At 73.3% G+C, this 23,129-nt stretch carries 25 protein-coding genes; 20 read left to right on the plus strand and 5 right to left on the minus strand.

Features of this window, described 5'->3' with window-relative positions; translation table 11 throughout:
• The first annotated feature begins 9 nt into the window (after positions 1-9).
• The 4 genes from ACWDEN_RS12380 (at position 10) to ACWDEN_RS12395 (ending at position 6,334) form a co-directional block, all read left to right on the plus strand.
• Positions 10-1,959 carry a prolyl oligopeptidase family serine peptidase gene (locus ACWDEN_RS12380; protein ID WP_450858689.1) on the plus strand — a complete coding sequence of 650 codons (1,950 nt, stop codon included), beginning with the start codon at positions 10-12 and terminating at the stop codon, positions 1,957-1,959.
• Positions 1,956-2,879: a S66 peptidase family protein gene (locus tag ACWDEN_RS12385; protein ID WP_450858691.1), complete on the plus strand. Its 924-nt coding sequence runs from the start codon at positions 1,956-1,958 to the stop codon at positions 2,877-2,879. Before ACWDEN_RS12380 ends, ACWDEN_RS12385 begins: the two co-directional genes overlap by 4 nt.
• An 875-nt stretch (positions 2,880-3,754) precedes the next feature.
• Entirely contained in the window at positions 3,755-4,309 is a 555-nt protein-coding gene (locus ACWDEN_RS12390; RefSeq protein ID WP_450858693.1) for a GNAT family N-acetyltransferase, read from the plus strand.
• Positions 4,310-4,372: 63 nt separating this feature from the next.
• Complete coding sequence (locus tag ACWDEN_RS12395; protein ID WP_450858695.1) at positions 4,373-6,334, plus strand: DUF5107 domain-containing protein; 1,962 nt, start codon at positions 4,373-4,375, stop codon at positions 6,332-6,334.
• A 5-nt stretch (positions 6,335-6,339) separates the two neighbouring features.
• Here the strand turns inward: ACWDEN_RS12395 and ACWDEN_RS12400 are convergent, their stop codons facing one another.
• Positions 6,340-6,687 carry a VOC family protein gene (locus ACWDEN_RS12400; protein ID WP_351606489.1) on the minus strand — a complete coding sequence of 116 codons (348 nt, stop codon included), beginning with the start codon at positions 6,685-6,687 and terminating at the stop codon, positions 6,340-6,342.
• Positions 6,688-6,767: 80 nt separating this feature from the next.
• Between ACWDEN_RS12400 and ACWDEN_RS12405 the strand changes: the two genes are divergently transcribed.
• The gene (locus tag ACWDEN_RS12405; RefSeq protein WP_351606492.1) at positions 6,768-7,196 is read left to right on the plus strand and encodes a phage holin family protein; all 429 of its coding nucleotides are present in this window, start codon (positions 6,768-6,770) and stop codon (positions 7,194-7,196) included.
• A 26-nt stretch (positions 7,197-7,222) separates the two neighbouring features.
• On the opposite strand, the gene ACWDEN_RS12410 is transcribed toward ACWDEN_RS12405, so the two are convergent.
• Positions 7,223-8,179, minus strand: coding sequence for an LLM class F420-dependent oxidoreductase (locus ACWDEN_RS12410; protein ID WP_450858698.1), 957 nt, complete (start codon positions 8,177-8,179; stop codon positions 7,223-7,225).
• A 203-nt stretch (positions 8,180-8,382) separates the two neighbouring features.
• Between ACWDEN_RS12410 and ACWDEN_RS12415 the strand changes: the two genes are divergently transcribed.
• From ACWDEN_RS12415 to ACWDEN_RS12475, 13 genes are all read left to right on the plus strand, one after another.
• Positions 8,383-9,843 (plus strand): NAD(P)/FAD-dependent oxidoreductase, encoded by a 1,461-nt coding sequence (locus ACWDEN_RS12415; RefSeq protein ID WP_450858700.1) that lies wholly within the window; start codon positions 8,383-8,385, stop codon positions 9,841-9,843.
• A gap of 54 nt (positions 9,844-9,897) precedes the next feature.
• The gene (locus tag ACWDEN_RS12420; protein ID WP_450858702.1) at positions 9,898-11,745 is read left to right on the plus strand and encodes a transketolase; all 1,848 of its coding nucleotides are present in this window, start codon (positions 9,898-9,900) and stop codon (positions 11,743-11,745) included.
• Positions 11,742-12,677, plus strand: coding sequence for a non-homologous end-joining DNA ligase (gene ligD, locus ACWDEN_RS12425; protein ID WP_450858704.1), 936 nt, complete (start codon positions 11,742-11,744; stop codon positions 12,675-12,677). The genes ACWDEN_RS12420 and ligD overlap by 4 nt, the downstream gene beginning before the upstream one ends.
• 45 nt (positions 12,678-12,722) lie before the next feature.
• Entirely contained in the window at positions 12,723-13,097 is a 375-nt protein-coding gene (locus ACWDEN_RS12430; RefSeq protein WP_450858706.1) for a gas vesicle protein GvpO, read from the plus strand.
• Between the two features lie 69 nt (positions 13,098-13,166).
• The gene (locus tag ACWDEN_RS12435) at positions 13,167-13,586 is read left to right on the plus strand and encodes a gas vesicle structural protein GvpA (protein WP_450858708.1); all 420 of its coding nucleotides are present in this window, start codon (positions 13,167-13,169) and stop codon (positions 13,584-13,586) included.
• Positions 13,583-14,353, plus strand: a complete 771-nt coding sequence (locus ACWDEN_RS12440) for a GvpL/GvpF family gas vesicle protein (RefSeq protein ID WP_450858710.1) — start codon at positions 13,583-13,585, stop codon at positions 14,351-14,353. Before ACWDEN_RS12435 ends, ACWDEN_RS12440 begins: the two co-directional genes overlap by 4 nt.
• Positions 14,354-14,379: 26 nt before the next feature.
• Entirely contained in the window at positions 14,380-14,640 is a 261-nt protein-coding gene (locus tag ACWDEN_RS12445) for a gas vesicle protein GvpG (protein ID WP_228620699.1), read from the plus strand.
• Entirely contained in the window at positions 14,640-15,251 is a 612-nt protein-coding gene (locus ACWDEN_RS12450; protein ID WP_450858913.1) for a DNA primase, read from the plus strand. Before ACWDEN_RS12445 ends, ACWDEN_RS12450 begins: the two co-directional genes overlap by 1 nt.
• Complete coding sequence (locus ACWDEN_RS12455; RefSeq protein WP_450858712.1) at positions 15,248-16,366, plus strand: SRPBCC family protein; 1,119 nt, start codon at positions 15,248-15,250, stop codon at positions 16,364-16,366. Before ACWDEN_RS12450 ends, ACWDEN_RS12455 begins: the two co-directional genes overlap by 4 nt.
• A complete protein-coding gene (locus ACWDEN_RS12460; protein ID WP_228620702.1) occupies positions 16,363-16,698 on the plus strand; it encodes a gas vesicle protein in 336 nt (111 codons plus the stop codon). Before ACWDEN_RS12455 ends, ACWDEN_RS12460 begins: the two co-directional genes overlap by 4 nt.
• A complete protein-coding gene (locus ACWDEN_RS12465; protein WP_450858715.1) occupies positions 16,695-17,453 on the plus strand; it encodes a GvpL/GvpF family gas vesicle protein in 759 nt (252 codons plus the stop codon). Before ACWDEN_RS12460 ends, ACWDEN_RS12465 begins: the two co-directional genes overlap by 4 nt.
• Positions 17,450-17,638, plus strand: coding sequence for a gas vesicle protein (locus tag ACWDEN_RS12470; RefSeq protein WP_228620704.1), 189 nt, complete (start codon positions 17,450-17,452; stop codon positions 17,636-17,638). Before ACWDEN_RS12465 ends, ACWDEN_RS12470 begins: the two co-directional genes overlap by 4 nt.
• Entirely contained in the window at positions 17,635-17,916 is a 282-nt protein-coding gene (locus ACWDEN_RS12475) for a gas vesicle protein K (protein WP_228620705.1), read from the plus strand. Before ACWDEN_RS12470 ends, ACWDEN_RS12475 begins: the two co-directional genes overlap by 4 nt.
• 6 nt (positions 17,917-17,922) lie before the next feature.
• Here the strand turns inward: ACWDEN_RS12475 and ACWDEN_RS12480 are convergent, their stop codons facing one another.
• The 3 genes from ACWDEN_RS12480 to ACWDEN_RS12490 form a co-directional block, all read right to left on the minus strand.
• The gene (locus ACWDEN_RS12480; protein ID WP_351606532.1) at positions 17,923-18,093 is read right to left on the minus strand and encodes a hydrophobic protein; all 171 of its coding nucleotides are present in this window, start codon (positions 18,091-18,093) and stop codon (positions 17,923-17,925) included.
• Positions 18,094-18,135: 42 nt separating this feature from the next.
• Positions 18,136-18,957 (minus strand): class I SAM-dependent methyltransferase, encoded by an 822-nt coding sequence (locus ACWDEN_RS12485; RefSeq protein ID WP_450858718.1) that lies wholly within the window; start codon positions 18,955-18,957, stop codon positions 18,136-18,138.
• Positions 18,958-19,072: 115 nt separating this feature from the next.
• Positions 19,073-20,581 (minus strand): phosphatase PAP2 family protein, encoded by a 1,509-nt coding sequence (locus ACWDEN_RS12490; RefSeq protein ID WP_450858720.1) that lies wholly within the window; start codon positions 20,579-20,581, stop codon positions 19,073-19,075.
• A gap of 81 nt (positions 20,582-20,662) precedes the next feature.
• Here ACWDEN_RS12490 and ACWDEN_RS12495 point away from each other — a divergent pair, with 81 nt between their 5' ends.
• Both ACWDEN_RS12495 and ACWDEN_RS12500 read left to right on the plus strand, forming a co-directional pair.
• Positions 20,663-21,319, plus strand: coding sequence for a histidine phosphatase family protein (locus ACWDEN_RS12495; RefSeq protein WP_351606540.1), 657 nt, complete (start codon positions 20,663-20,665; stop codon positions 21,317-21,319).
• Between the two features lie 149 nt (positions 21,320-21,468).
• Positions 21,469-23,088 (plus strand): ABC-F family ATP-binding cassette domain-containing protein, encoded by a 1,620-nt coding sequence (locus tag ACWDEN_RS12500; protein WP_450858722.1) that lies wholly within the window; start codon positions 21,469-21,471, stop codon positions 23,086-23,088.
• Positions 23,089-23,129 lie beyond the last annotated feature (41 nt).

The following is a 23,129-nucleotide window of genomic DNA, read 5'->3' on the forward strand; positions in this document are numbered from 1 at the left end:
GGGGGCGAGATGCGGGCGTCGCCGTACGGATCGTGGCCGTCGCCCATCGACGCGGCGCTGGCCGCCGCGCACGACGGGCACCCGGAGTGGGTGGGTTTCGTCGGGGACGAGGTGTGGTGGACCGAGCCCCGGCCGGCCGAGGGCGGACGCCGGGCACTGGTGCGGCGGACGGCACAGGGCGCGGAGGAGGTCGTACTGCCCGCGCCGTGGAACGTGCGCAACCGGGTGGTGGAGTACGGCGGCCGCCCCTGGGCCGGGGTGCCGCGTGACGGCGGACCGCTCGTGGTGTTCACCGACTTCGCCGACCAGCGGCTGTACCGGTACGAGCCCGGCGGCGAGCCGCGCCCGCTGACTCCGGTGTCCCCGGTGGGCGGGGGACTGCGCTGGGCGGACCCGCACGTGGACCTCGCACGCGGCGAGGTGTGGTGCGTGCTGGAGGAGTTCACCGGGGACGGCCCCTCGGACGTGCGGCGGGTCCTGGCCGCCGTACCGCTGGACGGATCCGCCGCCGGGGACCGGTCCGCCGTGCGTGAACTCACCGGCGGCCGGCACCGGTTCGTCACCGGGCCCCGCGTCTCGCCGGACGGCCGGCGGGCGGCCTGGCTGGCCTGGGACCATCCGCGCATGCCGTGGGACGGGACGGAACTGCTCGTCGGCGACATCGGCGACGACGGCACACTGCACACCGTCCGCACGGTGGCCGGCGGCCCCGAGGAGGCGATCGCGCAGGCCGAATGGTCGGCGGACGGCCGTCTTCTGTACGCGAGCGACCGCAGCGGCTGGTGGAACCTGTACCGGGGCGGCGTCCGGCTGTGCCCGCGCGAGGAGGAGTTCGCCGGCCCGTTGTGGAAGCCGGGCCTGCGCTGGTTCGCGCCGCTGGACAACGGTCTGGTGGCGGTCGTACACGGCCGGGGGGCGACCGTACTCGGGATACTGGACACGGAGTCCGGGGAGATCGTCGACGCCGCCGGACCGTGGACCGAGTTCGGCGCCACCCTCGCGGTCCACGGCGGCCGCGTCGTAGGTGTCGGTGCCAGCCCGCGCACCGGGCCCGAGGTGGTCGAACTGGACACCGCCACCGGCCGGGCCCGCGCGATCGGTGCCCGGCACCGGGACGCCGTCGACCCCGCGTACTACCCGGAGCCGCGGATCCGCGTCTTCGCCGGCCCGGACGGCCGCGAGGTGCACGCCCACGTCTACCCGCCGCACCACCCCGAACGCACCGCCCCCGACGGCGAGTTGCCGCCCTACGTCATCTGGGCGCACGGCGGCCCCACCGGCCGGGTGCCGCTCGTGCTGGACCTGGAGATCGCCTACTTCACCTCGCGCGGCATCGGCGTGGCGGAGGTGAACTACGGCGGCTCCACCGGGTACGGCCGGGCCTACCGCGAGCGGTTGCGTGAACAGTGGGGCGTGGTCGACGTCGAGGACTGCGCGGCCGTCGCCCGCGCCCTCGCCGACGAGGGCACCGCCGATCCCACCCGGCTCGCGATCCGGGGCGGCAGCGCGGGCGGCTGGACCGCCGCCGCCTCCCTGACCACGACCGACGTCTACGCCTGCGGCACCATCATCTACCCGGTCCTGGACCCGGTCACCTGGGGGCCGGGAACCCACGACTTCGAGTCCCGCTACCTGGAGTCGCTGATCGGCCCGCTCGCCGAGGTGCCCACCCGGTACGCCGAGCGCTCGCCGAGCACCCACGCCGACCGGCTCACCGCGCCGTTCCTGCTCCTCCAGGGCCTGGACGACGTGATCTGCCCGCCCGCCCAGTGCGAACGCTTCCTCGCCCGGATCGCCGGCCGGGACGTGCCGCACGCCTACCTCACCTTCGAGGGAGAGGGGCACGGGTTCCGGCGGGCGGAGACCATGGTGCGTGCCCTGGAGGCCGAAATCTCCCTGTACGCCCAGGTGTTCGAACTGGACGTGCCCGATGTCCCGAGACTGGAGCTGCACACGTGAAGGAACTGACGCGCCCGGAGCGGCTGGCTCCGGGCGCCCGTGTGGCCGTCGTCGCCCCCAGCGGGCCGGTGCCTGAGGAACGGCTCCAGGCGGGGCTCGACGTGCTGCGCGGCTGGGACCTGGATCCAATCGTGGCACCCCATGTGCTCGGCCGGCACGAGGAGTTCGGCTACCTGGCCGGCCGGGACGCCGACCGCGCGGCCGACCTCCAGAACGCCTGGTGCGACCCGTCCGTCGCCGCGGTGCTGTGCGCCCGCGGCGGGTACGGCGCCCAGCGCATGGTCGACCTGCTGGACTGGGACGCGATGCGGGCGGCCGGGCCCAAGGTGTTCGTGGGCTTCAGCGACGTCACCGTGCTGCACCAGGCGTTCGCCACCCGGCTGGGCCTGGTCAGCCTGTACGGACCGGCCGCCGCCGGGGTCGACTTCGTCAAGAGCGCCCGCGCACAGGATCATCTGCGCTCCACCCTGTTCGCTCCGGAGAGCGTGCGGACCCTGACCTCGACCGGGGCCGGGCTCGCGCCCGGCCGGGCCCGGGGGATCACGCTCGGCGGCTGTCTGACCCTGCTGGCCGCCGACCTCGGCACCCCGTACACCCGGCCCGGTGCCCGGGGCGGGCTGCTGCTCCTGGAGGACGTGGCCGAAGCGCCCTACCGCGTCGACCGGCTGCTGACCCAGTTGCTGCGCTCCGGCTGGCTCGACGGGGTCGCCGGGATCGGGCTCGGCTCCTGGCGCGACTGCGGCCGTGACGAGGAACTGCGCCCGGTCCTCGCCGACCGGCTCTGCGGACTCGGGGTGCCGGTGGTGGAGGAGCTGGGATTCGGGCACTGCGACGACGCGGTGACCGTCCCGTTCGGTGTGCGGGCCGAACTCGACGCGGACGCGGGCACCTTGACGCTGGAGCAGCCCGCGCTGCGCTGACGGCACGCACTGAATCCCGTGTGCCCCGACCGGCGCCCCGCCGCGCGCGAGCCACGACGCCTACTTCGGGCAACCGGGGGATCAGGCCGGTCACCGTGCTCAGCACCCCGGGGACACCGGGGTGCTGCGACTACCGGTCGTGAGCGGCTGAGCCGGGGATGGCGGGTTCCGGCAGTGGGTCCGGGGGCTTGGGGCAGCGGGACGGGGCCGGTTCCGGGGTCGGCCCGGGGGACTTCGAGCAGCTGGGCCCTGCGGATGCCGGGTGCCGGTTCGGGGGGATCGGCTGGAGTCGGGCCGGGCGGGTTCCGGTGCCGGTTGGGGCGAGCTCGAGGTACTGGCCCACGCTGATCGGCTGGATCCCGACCGGGTGGATGCCAGGAGCAAGCTGGGCGGATTCCATGTGCTGGTCGGGGCGGGTTCGAGGTGCCGGCCCGGGCGGTTTGGCTGGGCAGCCAGGCGGGGCGGGTTCCAGGCGCTGGTGCGGGGGACTTCGGGCAGCCGGGCCGGGAGAATTCCGGGAGCCGGGCCGGGGGGGGGCCAGGAGCAAGCTGGGCGGATTCCATGTGCTGGTCGGGGCGGGTTCGAGGTGCCGGCCCGGGCGGTTTGGCTGGGCAGCCGGGTGGGGCGGGTTCCGGGCGCTGGTGCGGGGGACTTCGGGCAGCCGGGCCGGGAGAATTCCGGGAGCTGGGGCCGATGGGCTGGGGAGCCGGCCGGGTGGACGCCAGGAGCCCGGCCGGGTGGATGTCAGGAGTCGGGGCGGGCGCCTTCGAGGTGTCGGCCCAGGCGGTTCCTGGAGTCGGCGTCGGTGAGTTCCCGGAGACGGCGCGGGCCGGTTTCCGCAGACGGCGTGGGCGGGGACGCCGTACCCTGGCCCGATGCCGCACACCGCGCCCCGTTACCTCGCCGAAGGCCCCCGCGTGGGCATCCGTCACTTCGCCCTCGGAGACGGACCCGAGTTCACCGCGCGGACCCGCGAGAGCAAGGACCTGCACCGGCCCTGGCTGTTCCCGCCGGACAACGACGAGGCCTACGCCGCCTACGTGCGCCCGCTGATCGAGGACCCGACCAAGGCCGGCTTCCTGGTGTGCGAGAAGGACAGCGGGGAGATCGCCGGGTTCATCAACATCAACAACATCGTGCGCGGCGGCTTCCAGTGCGGCGCCCTGGGCTACGGGGCCTTCGCGCACGCCGCCGGGCGCGGCCTGATGCGCGAGGGCCTCGACCTGGTCATCGGATACGCCTTCGGCCCGCTCGGACTGCACCGGCTGGAGATCAACGTGCAGCCCGAGAACACCGCCTCGATCGCGATGGCACGCGGCGCCGGTTTCCGGCTGGAGGGGTTCTCCCCGGCCATGCTCCACATCGACGGCGCCTGGCGCGACCACGAACGCTGGGCACTCACCGCCGAGATGCGCGACCCCACCGCCTGAACACACCCTTTGCGCAATCCTGACCGGCACATCCCCTGGCCGACTCGACGCACGCCGGGTTCCATGGTGATCGTGACGAGGATCCGACGTGAGGTACTGACGCTGCCCGCCGCGCAGTTGGGACCCGACAACCCCCTGCCCCCGCTGCGCCCGCTCGACGAGGTCCACCGCATCGAGGACCGCGACCGGGACGGCATGCCCGGGGACATGGCCCGCCAGCTCGCCTACGAGCCGCTGCACAGCCTGCTCCCGGTCCGCGTCCGCGACGGCTACGACAGAACCCGCGAACCCCGCCCCCTCGACGCCCTGGTGATCGAGAACGACCGGCTGCGCGCCACCGTCCTGCCCGGCCTCGGCGGCCGTGTCGCCTCCCTGATCCACCTGCCCACCGGACGCGAACTCCTCTACCGCAACCCGGTGTTCCAGCCCGCCAACTTCGCCCTCAACGGCGCCTGGTACTCCGGCGGCATCGAATGGAACATCGGCGCCACCGGCCACACCACGCTCTCCTGCGCACCCCTGCACGCCGCCCGCGTCCCCGCCCCGGACGGCGGCGAGATGCTGCGCCTGTGGGAGTGGGAACGACTGCGCGACCTGCCCTTCCAGGTCGACCTGTGGCTGCCCGACGGCTGCGACTTCCTCTACGTCGGCGTCCGCGTCCGCAACCCGCACGAGCGCCCGGTGCCGACCTACTGGTGGTCCAACATCGCGGTGCCGGAGGAGTGCCGGGTCCTCGTCCCCGCCGAGGAGGCCTGGCACTTCGGCTACGAGCGCCGCCTGCGCCGCGTGCCCGTCCCGTCGTACGACGGCATCGACCGCACCCACCCCCTCGACAGCCCCTACGCCGCCGACTACTTCTACGACGTGCCGGACGGCAGCCGCCGCTGGATCGCCGCGCTGGACGCCGACGGGCACGGCCTGGTGCAGACCTCCACCGACACCCTGCGCGGCCGCAAGCTCTTCGTCTGGGGCCATCTGCCCGGCGGCCGGCGCTGGCAGGAGTGGCTCACCGAACCCGGCACCGGCGGCTACTGCGAGATCCAGGCCGGGCTCGCCCGCACCCAGCTGGAACACGTCCGGCTGGACGCCGAGAGCGAGGTGTCCTGGCTGGAGGCGTACGGCCCGCTCGACGCACCCCCGGAAGGGGAGTGGACCGGGGCCGTCCAGGGCGCCGGGGAACGGCTGGAGTCCGCCCTGCCGCGCGCCCGGGTCGAGGAGGCGTACGCGGCCTGGCGGCCGTGCGCCGACACCGAACCCGGCGAGATCCTGGCCGCCGGATCCGGCTGGGGCGCCCTCGAAGTGCTGCGCGGCGACTGGAAACTGCCCGGCACCCCGTTCCCCGAGTCCACCCTCGGCGAGGCACAGGCGCCCTGGCGGGAACTGCTGCTCACCGGCTCCCTGCCCGAGCCGCGCCGGGTACGGCCGCCCGGCGAGACCCTCGTCGCCCCGCACTGGCGGGACATGCTGGAGACCGCGCCCGCCGGCCCGCACACCGAGTACCACCTCGGTGTCGCCCAGTGGCACGCCGGCGACCGCGCCCAGGCCGTCCGCAGCTGGGAACGCGCCCTCGAACTCGCCCCGTCCCTCTGGCCGTCGCTGCGCTGCCTGGCCGTCGCCGACCAGGAGTCCGGCCACCACGAACGGGCCGCCGAGCGGTACGCGGACGCCTTCGACGACCTGTGCCGCGAGCGCCGCGACGACAAAGAGACGTGGACCGCCGCCGTGGCCGCGCTCGGCCGGGAGACCCTGCAGGCACTGCTCCGGGTGCGGCGGACGGCGGACGCCCGGGCGGTCTGGGACCGGTTGCTGCCCGCCGTGCGCCGGCGCGGCCGGTTCCGGCTGCTGGAGGCCGAACTGCTGCTCGCCGAGGGACGGCCCGAGGAGGCCCGCGCGGTCCTCGACACGGGCTTCGAGGTCGCCGACCTGCGGGAGGGCGAGGAGGTGCTCGGCCGGCTGTGGTCCCGGCTCACCGACGAGCCCCTGCCCGCCCGCCACGACTTCCGGATGCGGCCCGACGCGTTCTGACCGGCTCAGGCCCGCTGGTCGACGTACTCGAACACCGACCCGTCCGGATGCATCGCGATCAGGTTCCGGCCCGCCGGCGTCGGCAGCGGCCCCGCGATGATCCGGGCGCCGAGGCCGGTCAGCAGCCGGTGCGCCTCGTCCACGTCCTCGACGGCGATGGTCGCCGCCACCTTGCGCAGGATCTCCAGTTCCGCCTCCGGGCCGCTCATCAGCAGAAAGGAGCCGATCGCGGCGACCTGGACCCCGCCGCGCTCGAAGCGCAGCGCTCTGCCGCCCGCCAGACGCTCGTAGAAGGGGATCGCGGTCTCGAGGTCGTCGACGCAGATGCGCAACGAGGCGCCCAGAATCTCCATGCGCCCGAGCCTAGTTGCGGCGGCCCGGGCCGTGCAGGGCGCCCGCGTTACCCGCTGTGCCCGCCGGGTACCCGCAGGGTATGGACCGTTCGGAACGCCTGGATCACCTGGAACATCTCGACAAGCACCTGGTCGAAGAGCTGGCACAGGTGGCACGCGAGACGGTACGCGACGAGCTGCGCGAGCAGACCCGCAAGCAGCGCCGCACCGCCCTGCTCTACGCCGCGTCCGGCGCCGCCGCCCTGTACGCGGGCGCCGCGCTGGCCCTCGCCGTCGGCCTGGCCCTGGCGACCGGCCTGCCCGGCTGGGGCGCAGCCCTGATCACCGCGGCGATCATGGGCGCGGTGGCCTACGCCCTGCGGGGTGCCGCCCACCCGAGGCACAGCCACCCCTCGCCGCCGGCTCCTGCCATCGGCGGCACCCCACCGGCGGGTCCGCCGAGCGGCCTGGGCCTGCCGTACCCGCCGATGCCGAAGGAGCCCCCGGACACCGGCCACCACAGGGCCTGAGCGCAGCGAACCGAACCACCGCCCACTCAGCCGCCGAGCCGCGGCAGCACCTTCGTCCGGTAGAAGTCGAAGAACCCCTTCTGATCGGCCCCGATCTGGTTCACGTACACCCGGTCGAACCCGGCGTCGGCGAACGCCCTCAGCGCGGACACGTGCTGGTCGGCATCGTCCCCGCACACGACCTTCTCGCGCACCATGTCCTCGGTGACCAGCTCCCGCAGCTGCTCGAAGTGGCGCGGCGAGGGCAGCACCTGCCCCATCTCCCCGGGCAGCAGCTCGTTGTACCAGAGCCGGTGCACGGTACGGACGCACTCCTCGCGATCGGTGCCGTAACAGACCTTCGTACCGCCGCTCACCGGCTTCGTCCCGCCCCCGCCCTTGCGGAACTGAGTGACCATCTCCTCCTCCGGCATCATCGTGATGTACCCGTCGCCCACCCGGGCGGCGAGCGACGTCGCCTTCGGCCCGAAGCCGGAGATGTCGATGGGCACGGGTTCGTCGGGAACGGTGTAGAGGCGGGCGTTCTCCACGGTGTAGTGCGTGCCCTGGTGGTTGACCTCCTCGCCGCTGAACAGCCGGCGCATCACCTGCACGGCCTCCTCCAGCATCTCCAGGCGCACGTGCAGCGGCGGCCAGCGGTCGCCGAGGATGTGCTCGTTCAGCGCCTCGCCGGTGCCGATGCCCAGCCGGAAACGTCCCTCGGTCAGCACCGCGCTCGTCGCCGCGGCCTGCGCCGTCACCGCCGGGTGCATCCGCACGGTCGGACAGGTCACCGCCGTCTCGATGGGCAGCGACACCGCCTCCGACAGGGCGCCGATCACCGACCACACGAACGCGCTCTGCCCCTGCGCGTCGTTCCACGGATGGAAGTGGTCGGAGATCCACAGCGCCCGGAATCCGGCCTGCTCGGCCATCCGAGCCTGCTCGACGAGGTGGGCGGGGGTGTGTTCCTCGCTCGCCAGGAAACAGCCGTATTCGGGCATGGGGAAACCTCCGCGCGGGCGACGCTGCTGCGGTGTCATGCGGTCCCGGGCCGGGTAACCGGCGCCCGGTGGGCGAAACGCCGGGGGCGCGGCGCGGCGTTCGGGTGCTCCGACCGGCGTACGGGTGACCCGCGCGGCGTTTGGGTGCCCCGGCCTCGGTTACGCGGAAAACCTCGGACGAGCCACACCGCCGGAGGCGCACCGTGAGCCGACCTCACGTCGTGATCGTCGGAGCCGGTTTCGCCGGGTACCGGGCTGCCCGCACGCTGGCCCGGCTGACCCGGAACCGGGCCGACATCACTTTGCTGAACCCGACCGACTACTTCCTGTACCTGCCGCTGCTGCCCCAGGTCGCCGCCGGCATCCTGGAGGCCCGCAGGGTCACCGTGTCGCTGCCGGGCACCCTGCACGGGGTGCGGATGGTGCTCGGCGAGGCGGACCATGTCGACCTCGACGGCCGTACGGTCCACTACTCCGACCCCGAGGGCGGTATCGGCACCCTCACCTACGACCGGCTGGTGCTGTGTGTCGGCAGCGTCAACAAGCTGCTGCCCATCCCCGGGGTCGCCGAGCACGCGCACGGCTTCCGGGGGCTGCCCGAGGCGCTGTACCTGCGCGACCACGTGACCCGGCAGGTGGAGCTGGCGGCCACGGAGGACGATCCGAAGGCCTGCGCGGCCCGCTGCACCTTCGTCGTGGTCGGCGCCGGCTACACCGGCACCGAGGTGGCCGCGCAGATGCAGCTGCTCACCGACCGGCTGGCCCGCCGGCATCCGCTGTGCGCCGGGTTCCGGCCGCGCTGGATCCTGCTGGACGTGGCGCCGCGCGTGCTGCCGGAGATGGCCGAGCGGCTGTCCCGGACGGCCGACCGGGTGCTGCGGGCGCGGGGCGTCGAGGTCCGGATGGGTACGTCGGTGAAGGAGGCCACCCACGACGGGGTGCTGCTCACCGACGGCGAGTTCGTCGCGTCCCGGACGCTGGTGTGGTGTGTCGGGGTACGGCCCGATCCGCTGGTGGAGGCGGTCGGGCAGCCGCTGGAGCGGGGCCGGCTGATCGTTGACCCCCATCTGCAGGTGCCGGGCCGGCCGGAGGTGTTCTGCTGCGGGGACGCGGCCGCCGTACCGGACCTGGAGAAGCCGGGGTCCTTCACGCCGATGACGGCCCAGCACGCGTGGCGCCAGGGCCGGGTGGCCGGGGAGAACGTGGCCGCCTCGCTCGGTGTCGGCCGGCGCCGGCGGGCCTACCGCCATCGCGACCTGGGTTTCGCCGTCGACCTCGGCGGGATCCAGGCCGCCGCGAACCCGTTCGGCGTCCCGCTGTCCGGCCCGGCGGCCGGTGCGGTCACCCGCGGCTACCACCTGGCCGCGCTGCCCGGCAACCGCGTCCGGGTGGCCGCCGACTGGCTGCTGGACGCCGTACTGCCGCGCCAGGGCGTCCAGTTGGGCCTCGTACGGTCCTGGTCGGTTCCCCTGGACACGGCCTCTCCGGAGCTGGCACGCGTGCCGGGGGGAACGGAGCGGGCGGGAGGGCCGGAGCAGGCCGAAGAAGCGGTGCGGCCCCGGGAAGCGGAACGTGACGCCCATCCGCCGGCCGCCGGGCGCGGGGACCACCCCGCCCCCGGCCCGGTCAAGCGCACCGACCCGCCGGACCCCGCTGCCGAGTGACCCCGCTGCCGAGTGGCCCCCGGCCGTATCCCTCGACTCACCGCAAGGAGACCCATGAACACCGCCGAACTCGCCGAGCTGGGACAGCAGTTGCGCGTGGACAGCGTGCGGGCGTCCGCCGCCGCGGGATCCGGGCACCCCACGTCCTCGATGTCCGCCGCGGATCTGATGGCCGTACTCCTCGCCAACCATCTGCGCTACGACTTCGAACGCCCCGAGCACCCCGCGAACGACCGCTTCGTGCTGTCCAAGGGACACGCCTCGCCCCTGCTGTACGCCGCGTACAAGGCGGCCGGTGCCGTCGAGGACGGCGAGCTGCTCACCTTCCGCAAGCTCGGCAGCCGGCTCGAAGGACATCCGACGCCCCGGCGGCTGCCCTGGGTGGAGACGGCCACCGGATCCCTCGGCCAGGGCCTGCCGGTCGGGGTGGGCATCGCCCTCGCCGGCAAGCGCCTGGAGCGCACCGGCTACCGGGTGTGGGTGCTGTGCGGCGACAGCGAGCTGGCGGAGGGCTCGGTGTGGGAGGCCGCCGAACACGCCGGGCACGAGCACCTGGACAACCTGATCGCGATCGTGGACGTCAACCGGCTCGGCCAGCGCGGCCCCACCCGGCACGGTCACGACCTGGACGCCTACGCCCGCCGCTTCCAGGCCTTCGGCTGGCACACCGTCGAGATCGACGGCCACGACGTCGACAAGATCGACCGGGCCTACGGCGAGGCGCTGTCCACGGCAGGGCAGCCCGTGGTGATCCTCGCCCGCACCCTCAAGGGCAAGGGCGTCGCCGCCGTCGAGGACCTGGAGGGCCATCACGGAAAGCCGGTGCCGGACGCGGAGGAGGCCGTCGCCGAGCTCGGCGGACCGCGCTCGCTGCACGTCCGGGTCCACGAGCCGCCGGCCGCCGCCGCGCTGCGCGACCTGACGACCGAGGTGCTGCAGCTTCCGCGCTACGACGAGGGTGACGAGGTCGCGACCCGGGACGCCTTCGGCGCGGCCCTCGCCGCGCTCGGCAGCGCGCGGGGCGATGTCGTCGCCCTGGACGGCGAGGTCGGCGACTCCACCCGCACCGAGGAGTTCGCCAAGGCCCACCCCGACCGGTTCTTCGAGTGCTACATCGCCGAGCAGCAGATGGTCGCCGCGGCCGTCGGCATGGCCGCGCGGGGCTGGCTGCCGTACGCCTCGACGTTCGCCGCGTTCCTCACCCGCGCCCATGATTTCGTGCGGATGGCGTCCATCAGCGGCTCCGGCATCAACCTGGTGGGCTCGCACGCCGGTGTCGCGATCGGCCAGGACGGGCCCTCCCAGATGGGCCTGGAGGACCTGGCGATGTTCCGCGCCCTGTACGGCTCGACCGTGCTGTATCCGTGCGACGCCAACCAGACCGCCCGGCTGGTCGCCACCATGGCCGGACTCGACGGGATCCGCTATCTGCGCACCTCGCGCGGCAAGACGCCGGTCATCTACGGCCCCGACGAGGAGTTCCCGGTGGGCGGCAGCAAGACGCTCGTCTCCAGCGAGGAGGACCGGCTGACGGTCGTCGCCGCCGGGGTCACCGTGCCCGAGGCGCTCGCCGCGGCCGACCGGCTCGCCGCGGACGGCATCCGGGTACGGGTGATCGACCTGTACTCCGTCAAGCCCGTCGACGCCGAGACGCTGCACCGGGCCGCCGAGGAGACCGGCTGTCTGCTCACCGTGGAGGACCACCATGCCGAGGGCGGCCTCGGTGACGCCGTCGCGGAGGCCTTCTGCGACGGCCGGCCCGTGCCCCGGCTGGTCCGGCTCGCGGTGCGCACCATGCCGGGCTCGGCCGCGCCCGACGAGCAGCTGAACGCGGCCGGCATCGACGCCGTGGGCATCGCGGCGGCGGCCAGGCTGCTGGTGGAGGAGGCGGTCGTGCGATGAACGACGAGGACGCCCGGACCGTACGGGCGGGGCGCCGCACGGTGCGGATCCAGCGGCCCGGGAAGGTCCTCTTCCCGGGCGGCGCCGGCGCCGAGGAGTACACCAAGGGCGACCTCGCCGACTACTACCGGGCCGTCGCGCCGTACCTGCTGCCGCACCTGCGGGGCCGTCCGCTGATGCTGGAGCGCTATCCGGACGGCCTGGACGGGCAGCGGTTCATGCAGAAGAACATCCCGGAGCACTACCCGGACTGGATCACCCGCGCCGAAGTCCCCAAGGAGGGCGGCACGGTCACCCATGCCGTGTGCGACGACACCGCCACCCTCCTCTACCTCGCCGACCAGGCCTGCCTCACCCTGCACCGCTGGCTCTCCCGCACCGACCGCGCCGCCGGCCCGGACCACCCCGACCAGCTGGTCTTCGACCTCGATCCACCCGGCGACGACTTCGCTCCGGTGCGCGAGGCGGCCGGACTGCTGCGGGAGCTGCTGGACGAACTGGGGCTGCCCGCCGCCCCCATGACCACCGGGTCGCGCGGTCTCCACCTCGTCGTCCGTCTCGACGGCCGCCAGGACTTCGACGAGGTCCGCGAATTCGCCCGTGACGTGGCCGAGTTGCTGGCCTCCCGGCATCCGGACCGGCTCACCACAGCGGCCCGGAAACAGGACCGCGGCGACCGCCTCTACCTCGACGTGCAGCGCAACGCCTACGCGCAGACCGCCGTCGCCCCCTACACCGTGCGCGCCCGCCCCGGCGCCCCCGTCGCCGTTCCTCTCGCCTGGGAGCAGGTGGACGGACCCGGGCTCGACGCCCGCCGCTGGACCATCGCCGACGCCGTCGACCAGGCCGGCACCGACCCCTGGGCCGGCCTGCCCAGCCGAGGCCGCGCCCTGGGCCCGGCCCGGCGGCGTCTCGCGGACCATCGTTCCTGAATGTTTGACCAGGGATGACCGGGCCACCCGCAGGGGGAGGTGGCCATGTCGAACACAAATAACACACCCCAGTCACAAAATTCACAGAAAGCACATGACTCACAGGAGTCACACAGCGACGACAAGCGCGGCAAGGCGGAGGAGTCTCGGCCGGCGCCCATCGAGGTGCTGCGCCAGGCGCGTGCCCAGCTCGCCGAACTCACCGGGCTTGCGCCCGAGTCGGTGACCTCCTTCGAGCAGACCGAGGACGGATGGGTGCTCGAAGTGGAGGTTCTCGAACTCGCGCGGGTCCCGGACACCATGAGCCTGATGGCGAGCTACCAGATCGATCTCGACCAGGAGGCGCGGCTCACCGGCTACCGGCGCGTTCACCGATATGAACGCGGACGGTCCGACGCGCGCCGACCCGGCGGCCGCTAGGCCGCCCCCCGCCCACCGCGCCCACGGAGCGACCGTGACACCGACCACTCACGAGGAGGAAGAGGCGGCATGACTGTTGTCCCGGCACAGCAGACCGCAGGTGGAGGCGGCAGCAGCGGTCTCTACGACGTACTGGAACTGGTCCTGGACAGGGGACTCGTGATCGACGCGTTCGTGCGGGTCTCCCTGGTCGGTATCGAGATCCTGAAGATCGACGTCCGGGTCGTCGTGGCCAGCGTCGACACATATCTGCGCTTCGCCGAGGCGTGCAACCGTCTCGACCTGGAGGCAGGCCCGCACAAGAGCCCCGGGCTTCCCGACCTCGTCGGCGAGGTCACGGAGTCCGGCGCCCGCGGCAAGTCCAAGGGGGCCCTGTCCGGTGCTGCGGAGACCATCTCCGACGCCTTCAAGCAGGCCCGCGAGGAGGGTGCCGAGGCCCGGCCCCGCGCACGTAAGGACACAGCCCGCAGGAAGGAGGACAGGGAGTGAGTACGTACGTCTACGGGATCACCGCCCGGTCGCACCCCTCGCTGCCCGAGGGCATGACGGGCGTGGGCGAGCCGCCCCGCCCGGTACGGGTCGTCACGGCCGGTGAGCTGGCCGCCCTGGTCAGTGACGCCCCCGAGGGGCTGCGGCCCAAGCGCCGCGACCTGCTCGCACACCAGAACGTCCTCGCCGAGACCGGCGCGGCCGGCTGTGTGCTGCCGATGCGGTTCGGGAACCTGGCCCCCGACGACGAGACCGTCACCCAGGTGCTCGACGAGCGCGCCGACCACTACCGGGAGCGGCTGAAGGCCCTGGACGGCAAGGTCGAGTACAACGTCAAGGCGAACCACGTGGAGGACGCCGTCCTGCAGCGTGTGATGGCCGAGGACGCGGAGCTGCGCTCGTTCGCCGAGACCACCCGACGTGCGGGCGGCGGCACTTACGACGACAGGCTGCGCCTCGGCGAGATGGTCGCGGCCGCCGTCAAGGCCAAGGAGGCAGAGGACGCCGCCTCGGTGCAGGCCGCTCTCGAGCCGGCCGCCGCCGCGGTCAGCGCCGGCCCGCAGTCCACGGGCTGGCTGCTCAACGTCTCGTTCCTGGTTCCCCGGGACGGGGCCGAGGGCTTCATCAAAACCGTCGAGCAGGTCCGCGCCGGTCTTCCCCACCTCGAACTGCGCGTCAACGGCCCGCTGCCGCCGTACAGCTTCGTCGAGCCCGGCCCCGCCGAGCCGGCGGCCGACACGGCCGGCACGGATGCCGGGGCGCGGTGAGACGACGGGCCCGGAAGGAGGAGGCGATGGGGCTGATCGGTGAGGTGCTGCTGCTGCCGTTCGCACCGGTGCGTGGCGCCGGGTGGGTGGTCGGCCAGGTGCTCCGCGAGGCGGAACGGATCTACTACGACCCCGCCACCGTGCGGGCCGAACTCGCCCGCCTCGAAGAGCGGCTGGAGGCGGGCGAGATCACCGAGGAGGAGTTCGACCGGCGCGAGGACGAGCTGCTCGACCGGCTGGAGACCGGTATGCGCTCCGGCCACGCAACAGGCGAGGGGACGGGATGATGAACCGAACGGCACTGGGCCTCGCCATAGGGGCCGGATATCTCCTGGGACGCACGAAGAAGCTGAAAATGGCCGTCGCGGTCGGCTCCCTGGTCGCGGGCAAGAAGCTGAACCTCGGCCCCGGAGCACTCGCCGCCGTCGCGCGGCAGCAACTGCGTGACAACCCGCAGTTCAAGGAGATCGGCGATCAGCTGCGCGAGGATCTTCGGGGCGTCGGCAGGGCGGCGTCCGGGGCCATGGTCGAGCGGCAGATGAGCGCACTCGCCGACCGGCTGCACGACCGGACCGCCCAGGTCCGCGACGGGCTGTCCGGGGCGCTGCCCGCCGTGGGCTCCGACGAGGAGCAGGAGGAGGACGACGACCGCGAGGCGCGCGGGGACGACGGACGCACGGCGCGCGAGGAAGGCGACCGCGAGGGCCGCCGGCGGCAGCCGTCCGGCAGGAAGGCGGGCAAGAAGCCGTCGGCGAAGAAGCCCTCCGCGGGCCGGCAGGCCGCGGCGGAGAAGACGGCCCCCGCGAAGAAGGCCGCAGCCAGGAAGACCGGCACAGCCGGGAAGAGGACGGCCGGCAGCCGTGGCGCCGGCTCGCCGAAGGGCGGTGACGACCGATGACCGAGACCCTGGGATCCGCGGCCTCCACGGCCGGCCGGGCCACGAAGGCCGCGCAGGACAACCCGCTCGCCGACCTCGCCCACAGCGAGGCCGCCGACCGGCTGAAGGACGAGGCACAGGAATACCTGGCCGCCCAGGCCGAACGGCTGCTCAGCGGCCTCGGGCGCAAGCTCGGCGAGACCACCGTCAAGCTCAACGACATCGCCGAGGGCAACAGCCCCGGCTTCGCCAAGCTGGCGCTCGACGCAGGCCGCAAGGTCGCCGAGGGCAAGGGGCCGCTGCGCTCCGCCCTGGAGCTGGGGGCCTCGAGAGTCAAGGACAACGTCACGGAGGCGGTCAAGAACCTCGGGGGCGGCAAGGGCAGGAAGAAGGGCGGGGGCGGCAACAAGCCCACGGTCATCATGGAGTCGGTGGACGTCGGCGTGCCGCTGCGCACCGCCTACGACCAGTGGACCCAGTACCAGGACTTCTCCACCTTCGCCAAGGGCGTCAAGAGCGCGAGCCGCGCCGACGACACCCACAGCGACTGGCAGGCGAAGATCTTCTGGTCCAGCCGCAGCTGGAAGGCGCACACCACCGAGCAGTTGCCCGACCAGCGCATCCAGTGGACCTCGGAGGGCGCCAAGGGCACCACGAAGGGGGTCGTGACCTTCCACGCCCTGGGCGAGAACCTCACCCGGATCCTGCTGGTCATGGAGTACTACCCGACCGGCCTGTTCGAGAAGACCGGCAATCTGTGGCGCGCCCAGGGCCGCAGGGCCAGGCTGGATCTGAAGAACTTCGCCCGGTTCATCACCCTGAAGGGAGAGGCGGAAGACGGCTGGCGCGGCGAGATCAGCGACGGCGAGGTCGTCCGCAGCCACGAGGACGCGGTGGCGGAGGAGGAGTCCGAGGAGGCCCGCGCCGAGGACGAGGGCGAGGAGGCGTCCGAGGACGAGGAAGAGCCGGAGGAGTACGAGGACCGGCAGGAGGACGAGGAGGACGAGGAGGACGAGGAGGCGCCCGAGGAGGAGCCTGAGGAGGAGGAAGAAGGGCCGTACGAGGACGAAGCCGAGGACGGTGAGGAATACGAGGAAGAGGAGCCCGAGTACGCCGAGCGCGGGAGCCGTCGATGACGACGCCCAGCAGGCTCCCCGAGCCGTACGGCCAGGGCAGTGGAGCCAACCTCGCCGACATCCTGGAGCGCGTGCTCGACAAGGGTGTGGTGATCGCGGGTGACATCCGGATCAATCTGCTCGACATCGAACTGCTGACCGTCAAGCTGCGGCTCATCGTCGCCTCGGTGGACAAAGCCAAGGAGATGGGCATCGACTGGTGGGAGAGCGATCCCGCGCTCTCCTCCCGGGCCCGCCGCGACGAGCTGACCCGGGAGAACGCCGCGCTCAGAGAACGGGTGGCCCGCCTGGAGGAGCTGGAGCCGGGCCGCGCGCCGAAGGAGGCACCATGACCGGACTGCGTTACGTCTACGCCGTGTGCCGCCCCTTCGGGACGCCCCTGCAGTCCCAGCTCACCGGCGTCGGGGGCGCCCCGCCGGCGTTGCTGCGCCACCACGGGCTGGTCGCGGTCGTCAGCCAGGTCCCGGCGGCCGACTTCTGCGAGGAGGCCCTGAAGGCGCACCTGGAGGACCTGGACTGGCTGTCCGTGACCGCCCGCGCGCACCAGGGCGTGATCGACGCCCTCACCACGGTCACCACTCCGCTGCCGCTCCGGCTCGCGACCGTCTTCCAGGACGACAGTGGGGTGCGCACCATGATCGAGGCCCGCGAGGACGACTTCCTGCGCGCCCTCGACCGGCTGGAGGGCCGGGTGGAGTGGGGGGTCAAGGTGTACCTGGAGCCCGAGCCCGCCGCCGAGCCTGCCCCCGCCGCGCAGCCCGCGAGCGGCCGGGACTATCTGCGCCGGCGGCGCCAGAGCACCCACGCGACCGAGGAGCGGTGGCAGCGGGCCGAGGCCTTCGCCCGCTCGCTGCACGAGGGCCTTTCCCGGTACGCCGAGGATTCCCGGCTGCACGCCCCACAGAATTCCGCGCTTTCCGCCGAGCCCGGCCGGAACGTGCTCAACGCGGCCTATCTGGTGCCCCGCGCACATTCCGAGGAATTCGTGGAACTGGTGGACCGTACGAAGGACGAGGCACCCGGAATCCGGGTGGAACTCACCGGACCCTGGGCGGCCTATTCGTTCGTCGGGGAGGCGACGCCGTGACCGTGGTCGAACGACGCGAGATAGCCCTCGTCGACCTGCTCGACCGGCTGCTGGCCGGCGGAGTGGTGATCACGGGTGACCTCACCCTGCGGATCGCGGACGTCGACCTGGTCCGCATCGATCTGAACGCGCTGATCAGCTCGGTGAACGCGTCCGTGCCCTCGCCTTTCGAGGAGATCCTGTGAGCCCGCGCAACCGCCTGGACCTGGAACCCGACACGGTCGAGCGCGACCTGGTGAAACTGGTGCTCACCGTGGTGGAACTGCTCCGGCAGCTGATGGAACGGCAGGCCGTGCGGCGCTTCGACACCGGCGAGCTGACCGAGGAGCAGGAGGAGCGCATCGGGCTCACCCTGATGCTCCTGGAGGACCGCATGGCCGAGCTGCGCGAACGCTACGGACTGCGGCCCGAGGACCTGAATCTGGACCTCGGGCCGCTCGGACCGCTGCTTCCCCGCGACTAGCTCACGTCACCACCGGTACCAGCGGCCCCTGCCGCCACCGGCGGTGGTGCTGCGGACCAGGAAACCCAACAGCCAGATGACCAGCACTATCAGTGCAATCCACCAGAGAATCTTCACCGCGAATCCGACACCGAAAAGGAGCAGCGCCAGAAGCAGTACCAGCAGGATGGGAACCATAGTGTGAACCTCCTGCAATCCGGGTTGCCCGGAATACGCGGATCAGGCTTCTTTACGGCACAGAATCTCGCCGTGCAGGACCGCGAACCAGCCGTCCTCCCGCCGGCCCCATTCCCGCCACGCCTCGGACACGGCCCGCAGGTCCTCCTCGGTCGCGTGACCGCCCTGCGTGGCCCGTTCGGCGTAGGAGGAGGCCAGCGTGCGGTCCGCCCACAGGCCGCTCCACCAGGCCCGCTCCTCGGGCGTGGTGAAGGTCCAGGTGCTGGAGGTGGCGGTGATGTCGGTCAGCCCGGCGGCCAGCGCCCACGCCTTCAGCCGGCGCCCGGCGTCGGGTTCGCCGCCGTTGGCCCGGGCCACCCGCTCGTACAGGTCCAGCCAGTCCCGCAGACCGTCCGCCGCCGGGTACCAGGTCATCGCCCCGTAGTCCCCGTCGCGTACGGCGATGAACCCGCCCGGCTTCGTCACCCGGTGCATCTCCCGCAGCGCCTGCACCGGGTCGCCGACGTGCTGCAGTACCTGGTGGGCGTGGACCACGCAGAAGGTGTCGTCCGGGTGGTCCAGCGCGTGCACGTCGGCGACCGCGAAGTCCACGTTGGTCAGGCCGCGCCCGGCGGCGGTGGCCCGGGCCTGCTCCAGGATGCCCGGCGCGTGGTCGACGCCGGTGACGTGGCCGTCCGGGACCCGCTCCGCGAGGTCGGCGGTGATGGTGCCGGGCCCGCAGCCGATGTCCAGGATCTTCATGTGGGGCTTCAGGGAGCCGAGCAGATAGGCCGCGGAGTTCTCGGCCGTCCGCCAGGTGTGCGACCGCAGTACCGACTCGTGGTGCCCGTGCGTGTAGACGGCGGTCTCCTGCGCCTTCGGCATGGCTGTTGCCCTTCTTCACCCTCGTGTCCGCTGGTACGCATCACCGTACGCGCGCATGCCGAATGATGAGACCCGTGTTTCACATCCTGGACGCCTCAGGAATCCTGACCGCCCGTCAACAGGCGGCGGTCGACGGCCGGTACACCGTCAGGGCCCCGGGCAGCTTCTCCAGCGTCACCTCGCCCGACACGGCCGTCACCTCGCCGTCGTACGCCATCGGGGTGCCCGGCGTGATGCCGGTCAGCCGGAGCCGGTGCACCTGGACCGCCGCGTGGGCGGGGGAGCGGGTCAGCGGGCCTGCGGCAGCGGCCGCCAGCAGCCGCAGCGCGGGCCGGCGGCCGCCGTGCACCACCCGCACGTCCAGCAGTCCGTCCGCGAGATCGGTACGGCGGCCGGGCGCGAGCCCCATGCGGTGGTAGACGCCGTTGCCGACGAACAGCAGCCACAGCGGCCGCCGTTCACCGCCCAGTTCCACCTCCAGCGGATGCCCGTCCGCGCGCAGCACCCGCAGCGCGCCCAGCACCCCGGCGGGCCACCCGCCGATCCGGCGCGACCACCGGTCCCGCACACGCACCAGTTCCGGATAGACGCCCAGGCTCAGCGTGTTCAGGAACAGGCCCTCGCCGTCGCCGGTGACATACCGGGCCGCGTCCACCCGCACCGCCTCGCCGCGCCGGACCGCACGGGCCAGATCGCGTTCGTCCTCCACGCCCAGGTCGAGGGCGAAGTGGTTGAGGGTGCCGCCCGGCAGCACCGCGAGCGGCAGCCCGTGCCCGAGCGCGATCCTCGCCGCCGTGTTCACGGTGCCGTCGCCGCCGCACACACCCAGCACCCGGGCGCGGGCCGCCGCCTTCGCCAGTTCGTCGCCGATCTCCTCGGGCGCGCACTCGACGATCTCCGCCAGCGGCAGCGCGGCGTGCAGCGCACGCACCCGGTCGGCCGTCCCCGAGGCCCGGTTGGCGACCACCACCAGCCCGGCGCCCTCCGGCAGCGCCGGCGCCTCGGCGCGCGGCCGGCACCGTCGCCGCACCTGGGCGCGGGTCGGCATCAGCCGCCGTACCAGGAAGGCCGCGCCCGCGCCGAGGGCCGCCCCGGCCAGCACGTCGCTCGGGAAGTGCACACCCGTGTACACCCGTGAGGCCGCCACCGAGAACGCCACCGGCGCCACCGCCGCGCCCCACGCCGGGGACTCCAGCGCGACCCCGGTCGCGAACGCGGCGGCCGACGCGGCGTGCCCGGACGGGAACGACGTGGTGATCGGCTGCCGCTTGAGCTGCCGCACCAGCGGCACCGGGTCCAGTACCGGCCGGGCCCGGCGCACCGAGCGCTTGCCGATCGTGTTGATGGCCAGCGAGGCCACGCTGAGGGAGGCCAGGCCCCGGGCTGCCGCCCGGCGGGCCCTCGGGGTGCGGCTCGCGGCCATCGCGGCGGCCGTCGCGAACCACAGCACGCCGTGGTTCGCGCCGCGGCTGAGGCGGGGCAGCACCCGCTCGGCGCCGGGCCAGTGCCAGGCGGCGGCCGCCTCGAACAGCCGGCCGTCCAGATCCAGCAGCCGGCACAGCGGGTTCCGGCCGGCCGGGCGGGCGGTCAGGTCCAGGTCTGTCAGGTCCAGGTCCGGGCTCATGGGGTCCGGTTACCCTGAAGTGCCCGTTTCTTGTGCCTGTCTGCGCCGGGCGCCCGCCGGCGCGTGAGGAGATTCCCCCGGATGCGCCTCCTGCTCGTCCGCCACGGCGAGACCCCGTCCAACGTGCACCACCTGCTGGACACCGACGTACCGGGACCCGCGCTGACCCCGCTGGGCGAGGCGCAGGCGGCCGCACTGCCCGCGGCGCTCGCCGACGAGGACATCGAGGCCGTCTACGCCTCCACGCTGCTGCGCGCCCAGCTCACCGCCGCCCCGCTGGCCGCCGCCCGGGGCCTGGAGGTGATCGTCCGCGAGGGCATCCGCGAGGTGTCCGCCGGCGACCTGGAGATGCTGCCCGGCGAGTCCGCCGAGGGCCGGGAGTACATGCGGGCGATCTTCGCCTGGGCGGCCGGCGACACCGCGTCGCGCATCCCCGGCGGGGAGAGCGGCGAGGAGGCCCTGGCCCGGTACGACGCCGTGATCGCCGAGGCTGCCGCGAGCGGCGCCGGCACGGTCGCCCTGGTCAGCCACGGCGCCGCGATCCGCATGTGGACCGCCGCCCGCGCCCACAACGTCGACGTTCCCTTCGCCGCCGCCCGCCCCCTGGGCAACACCGGCGTGATCGCCCTGGAGGGCTCCCCGTGCGACGGCTGGAAGGCCCTGTCCTGGGAGGGCAGCACGGTGGCACCGACGGGAGAGGCCGGGCCGACGGGGGAGCCGGTGGATACGGCGGGGTAGGTGGCCGGCAGACGGGGCGGCTGGGCGGCGCAGGCCTGCGCGGGGCGGACCGGTGGCTGGGTCCTGCGGAGGATCCCGTGCGGGGACGAGCCGGGTGCGTTCGATACCCGGTTGCCCGTGGCCGAGGGAAGACCGGAGAATGCCTCCCCATGGGACATCTGGAAGCCGCGCACCTCGAGTACCACCTCCCCGACGGGAGGACCCTGCTCGGGGACGTGTCCTTCCGGGTCGGCGAGGGCGCCGCCGTCGCCCTGGTCGGCCCGAACGGCGCCGGCAAGACGACCCTGCTCCGGCTGGTCTCCGGCGAGCTCAAGCCGCACGCCGGCACCGTCACCGTCAGCGGCGGCCTCGGCGTGATGCGCCAGTTCGTGGGCTCCGTACGGGACGACACGACCGTACGGGACCTGCTCGTGTCCGTCGCCCCGCCCCGCATCCGCGAGGCGGCCAGGGCGGTCGACGAGGCCGAGCACGCCATCATGACCGTCGACGACGAGGCCGCCCAGCTGGCCTACGCACAGGCCCTCGCCGACTGGGCCGAGGCACGCGGCTACGAGGCCGAGACCCTCTGGGACATGTGCACCACCGCGGCCCTCGGCATGCCCTACGAGCGCGCCCAGTGGCGCCAGGTGCGCACCCTCTCCGGCGGCGAGCAGAAACGCCTCGTGCTGGAGGCGCTGCTGCGCGGCACCGACGAGGTGCTGCTGCTGGACGAGCCGGACAACTACCTCGACGTGCCCGGCAAGCGGTGGCTGGAGGAGCAGCTCAGGGAGACCCGCAAGACCGTCCTGTTCGTCTCCCACGACCGTGAACTCCTCGCCCGCGCAGCCGAGAAGATCGTGTCCGTGGAGCCCGGCCCCGCCGGCGCCGACGCCTGGGTGCACGGCGGCGGCTTCGCCACCTACCACGAGGCCCGCCGTGAACGCTTCGCCCGCTTCGAGGAGTTGCGCCGCCGCTGGGACGAGAAGCACGCGCAGCTGAAGAAGCTGGTCCTCAACCTCCGCCAGGCAGCCGCCGTCAGCCATGAGATGGCCTCCCGGTACGCGGCCGCCCAGACCCGCCTGCGCAAGTTCGAGGAGGCCGGGCCGCCCCCGGAGCCGCCGCGCGAGCAGGACATCACCATGCGCCTGAAGGGCGGCCGCACGGGCGTAAGGTCCGTCACCTGCAAGGGACTTGAGCTGACCGGCCTGATGCGGCCGTTCGACCTGGAGGTCTTCTACGGCGAACGGGTCGCCGTCCTCGGCTCCAACGGCTCCGGCAAGTCGCACTTCCTGCGCCTGCTCGCCGGCGAGGACGTGGCGCACACGGGGGAGTGGAAGCTCGGCGCGCGCGTCGTACCCGGGCACTTCGCGCAGACCCACGCGCACCCCGAACTCCACGGCCGCACCCTGCTCGACATCCTGTGGAAGGAGCACTCCCAGGACCGCGGTGCCGCCATGTCCCGGCTGCGCCGCTACGAGCTGACCCTGCAGGCCGAGCAGCCCTTCGACCGGCTCTCCGGCGGCCAGCAGGCCCGCTTCCAGATCCTGCTGCTGGAGCTGGCCGGTGCCACCGCGCTGCTCCTGGACGAGCCCACCGACAACCTCGACCTGGAGTCGGCCGAAGCCCTCCAGGAGGGCCTGGAGGCCTTCGACGGCACGGTGCTCGCGGTCACCCACGACCGCTGGTTCGCCCGCTCCTTCGACCGCTACCTGGTCTTCGGCGCCGACGGCCGCGTGCGCGAGACGCCGGAACCGGTCTGGGACGAGCGCCGCGTGGAGCGCGTCCGCTAGGGGCACGCGGCGGAGCCGCATGTCGATACGGCCTCACGCCC

It is taken from the genome of Streptomyces sp. NPDC001153 (genome assembly GCF_053598315.1).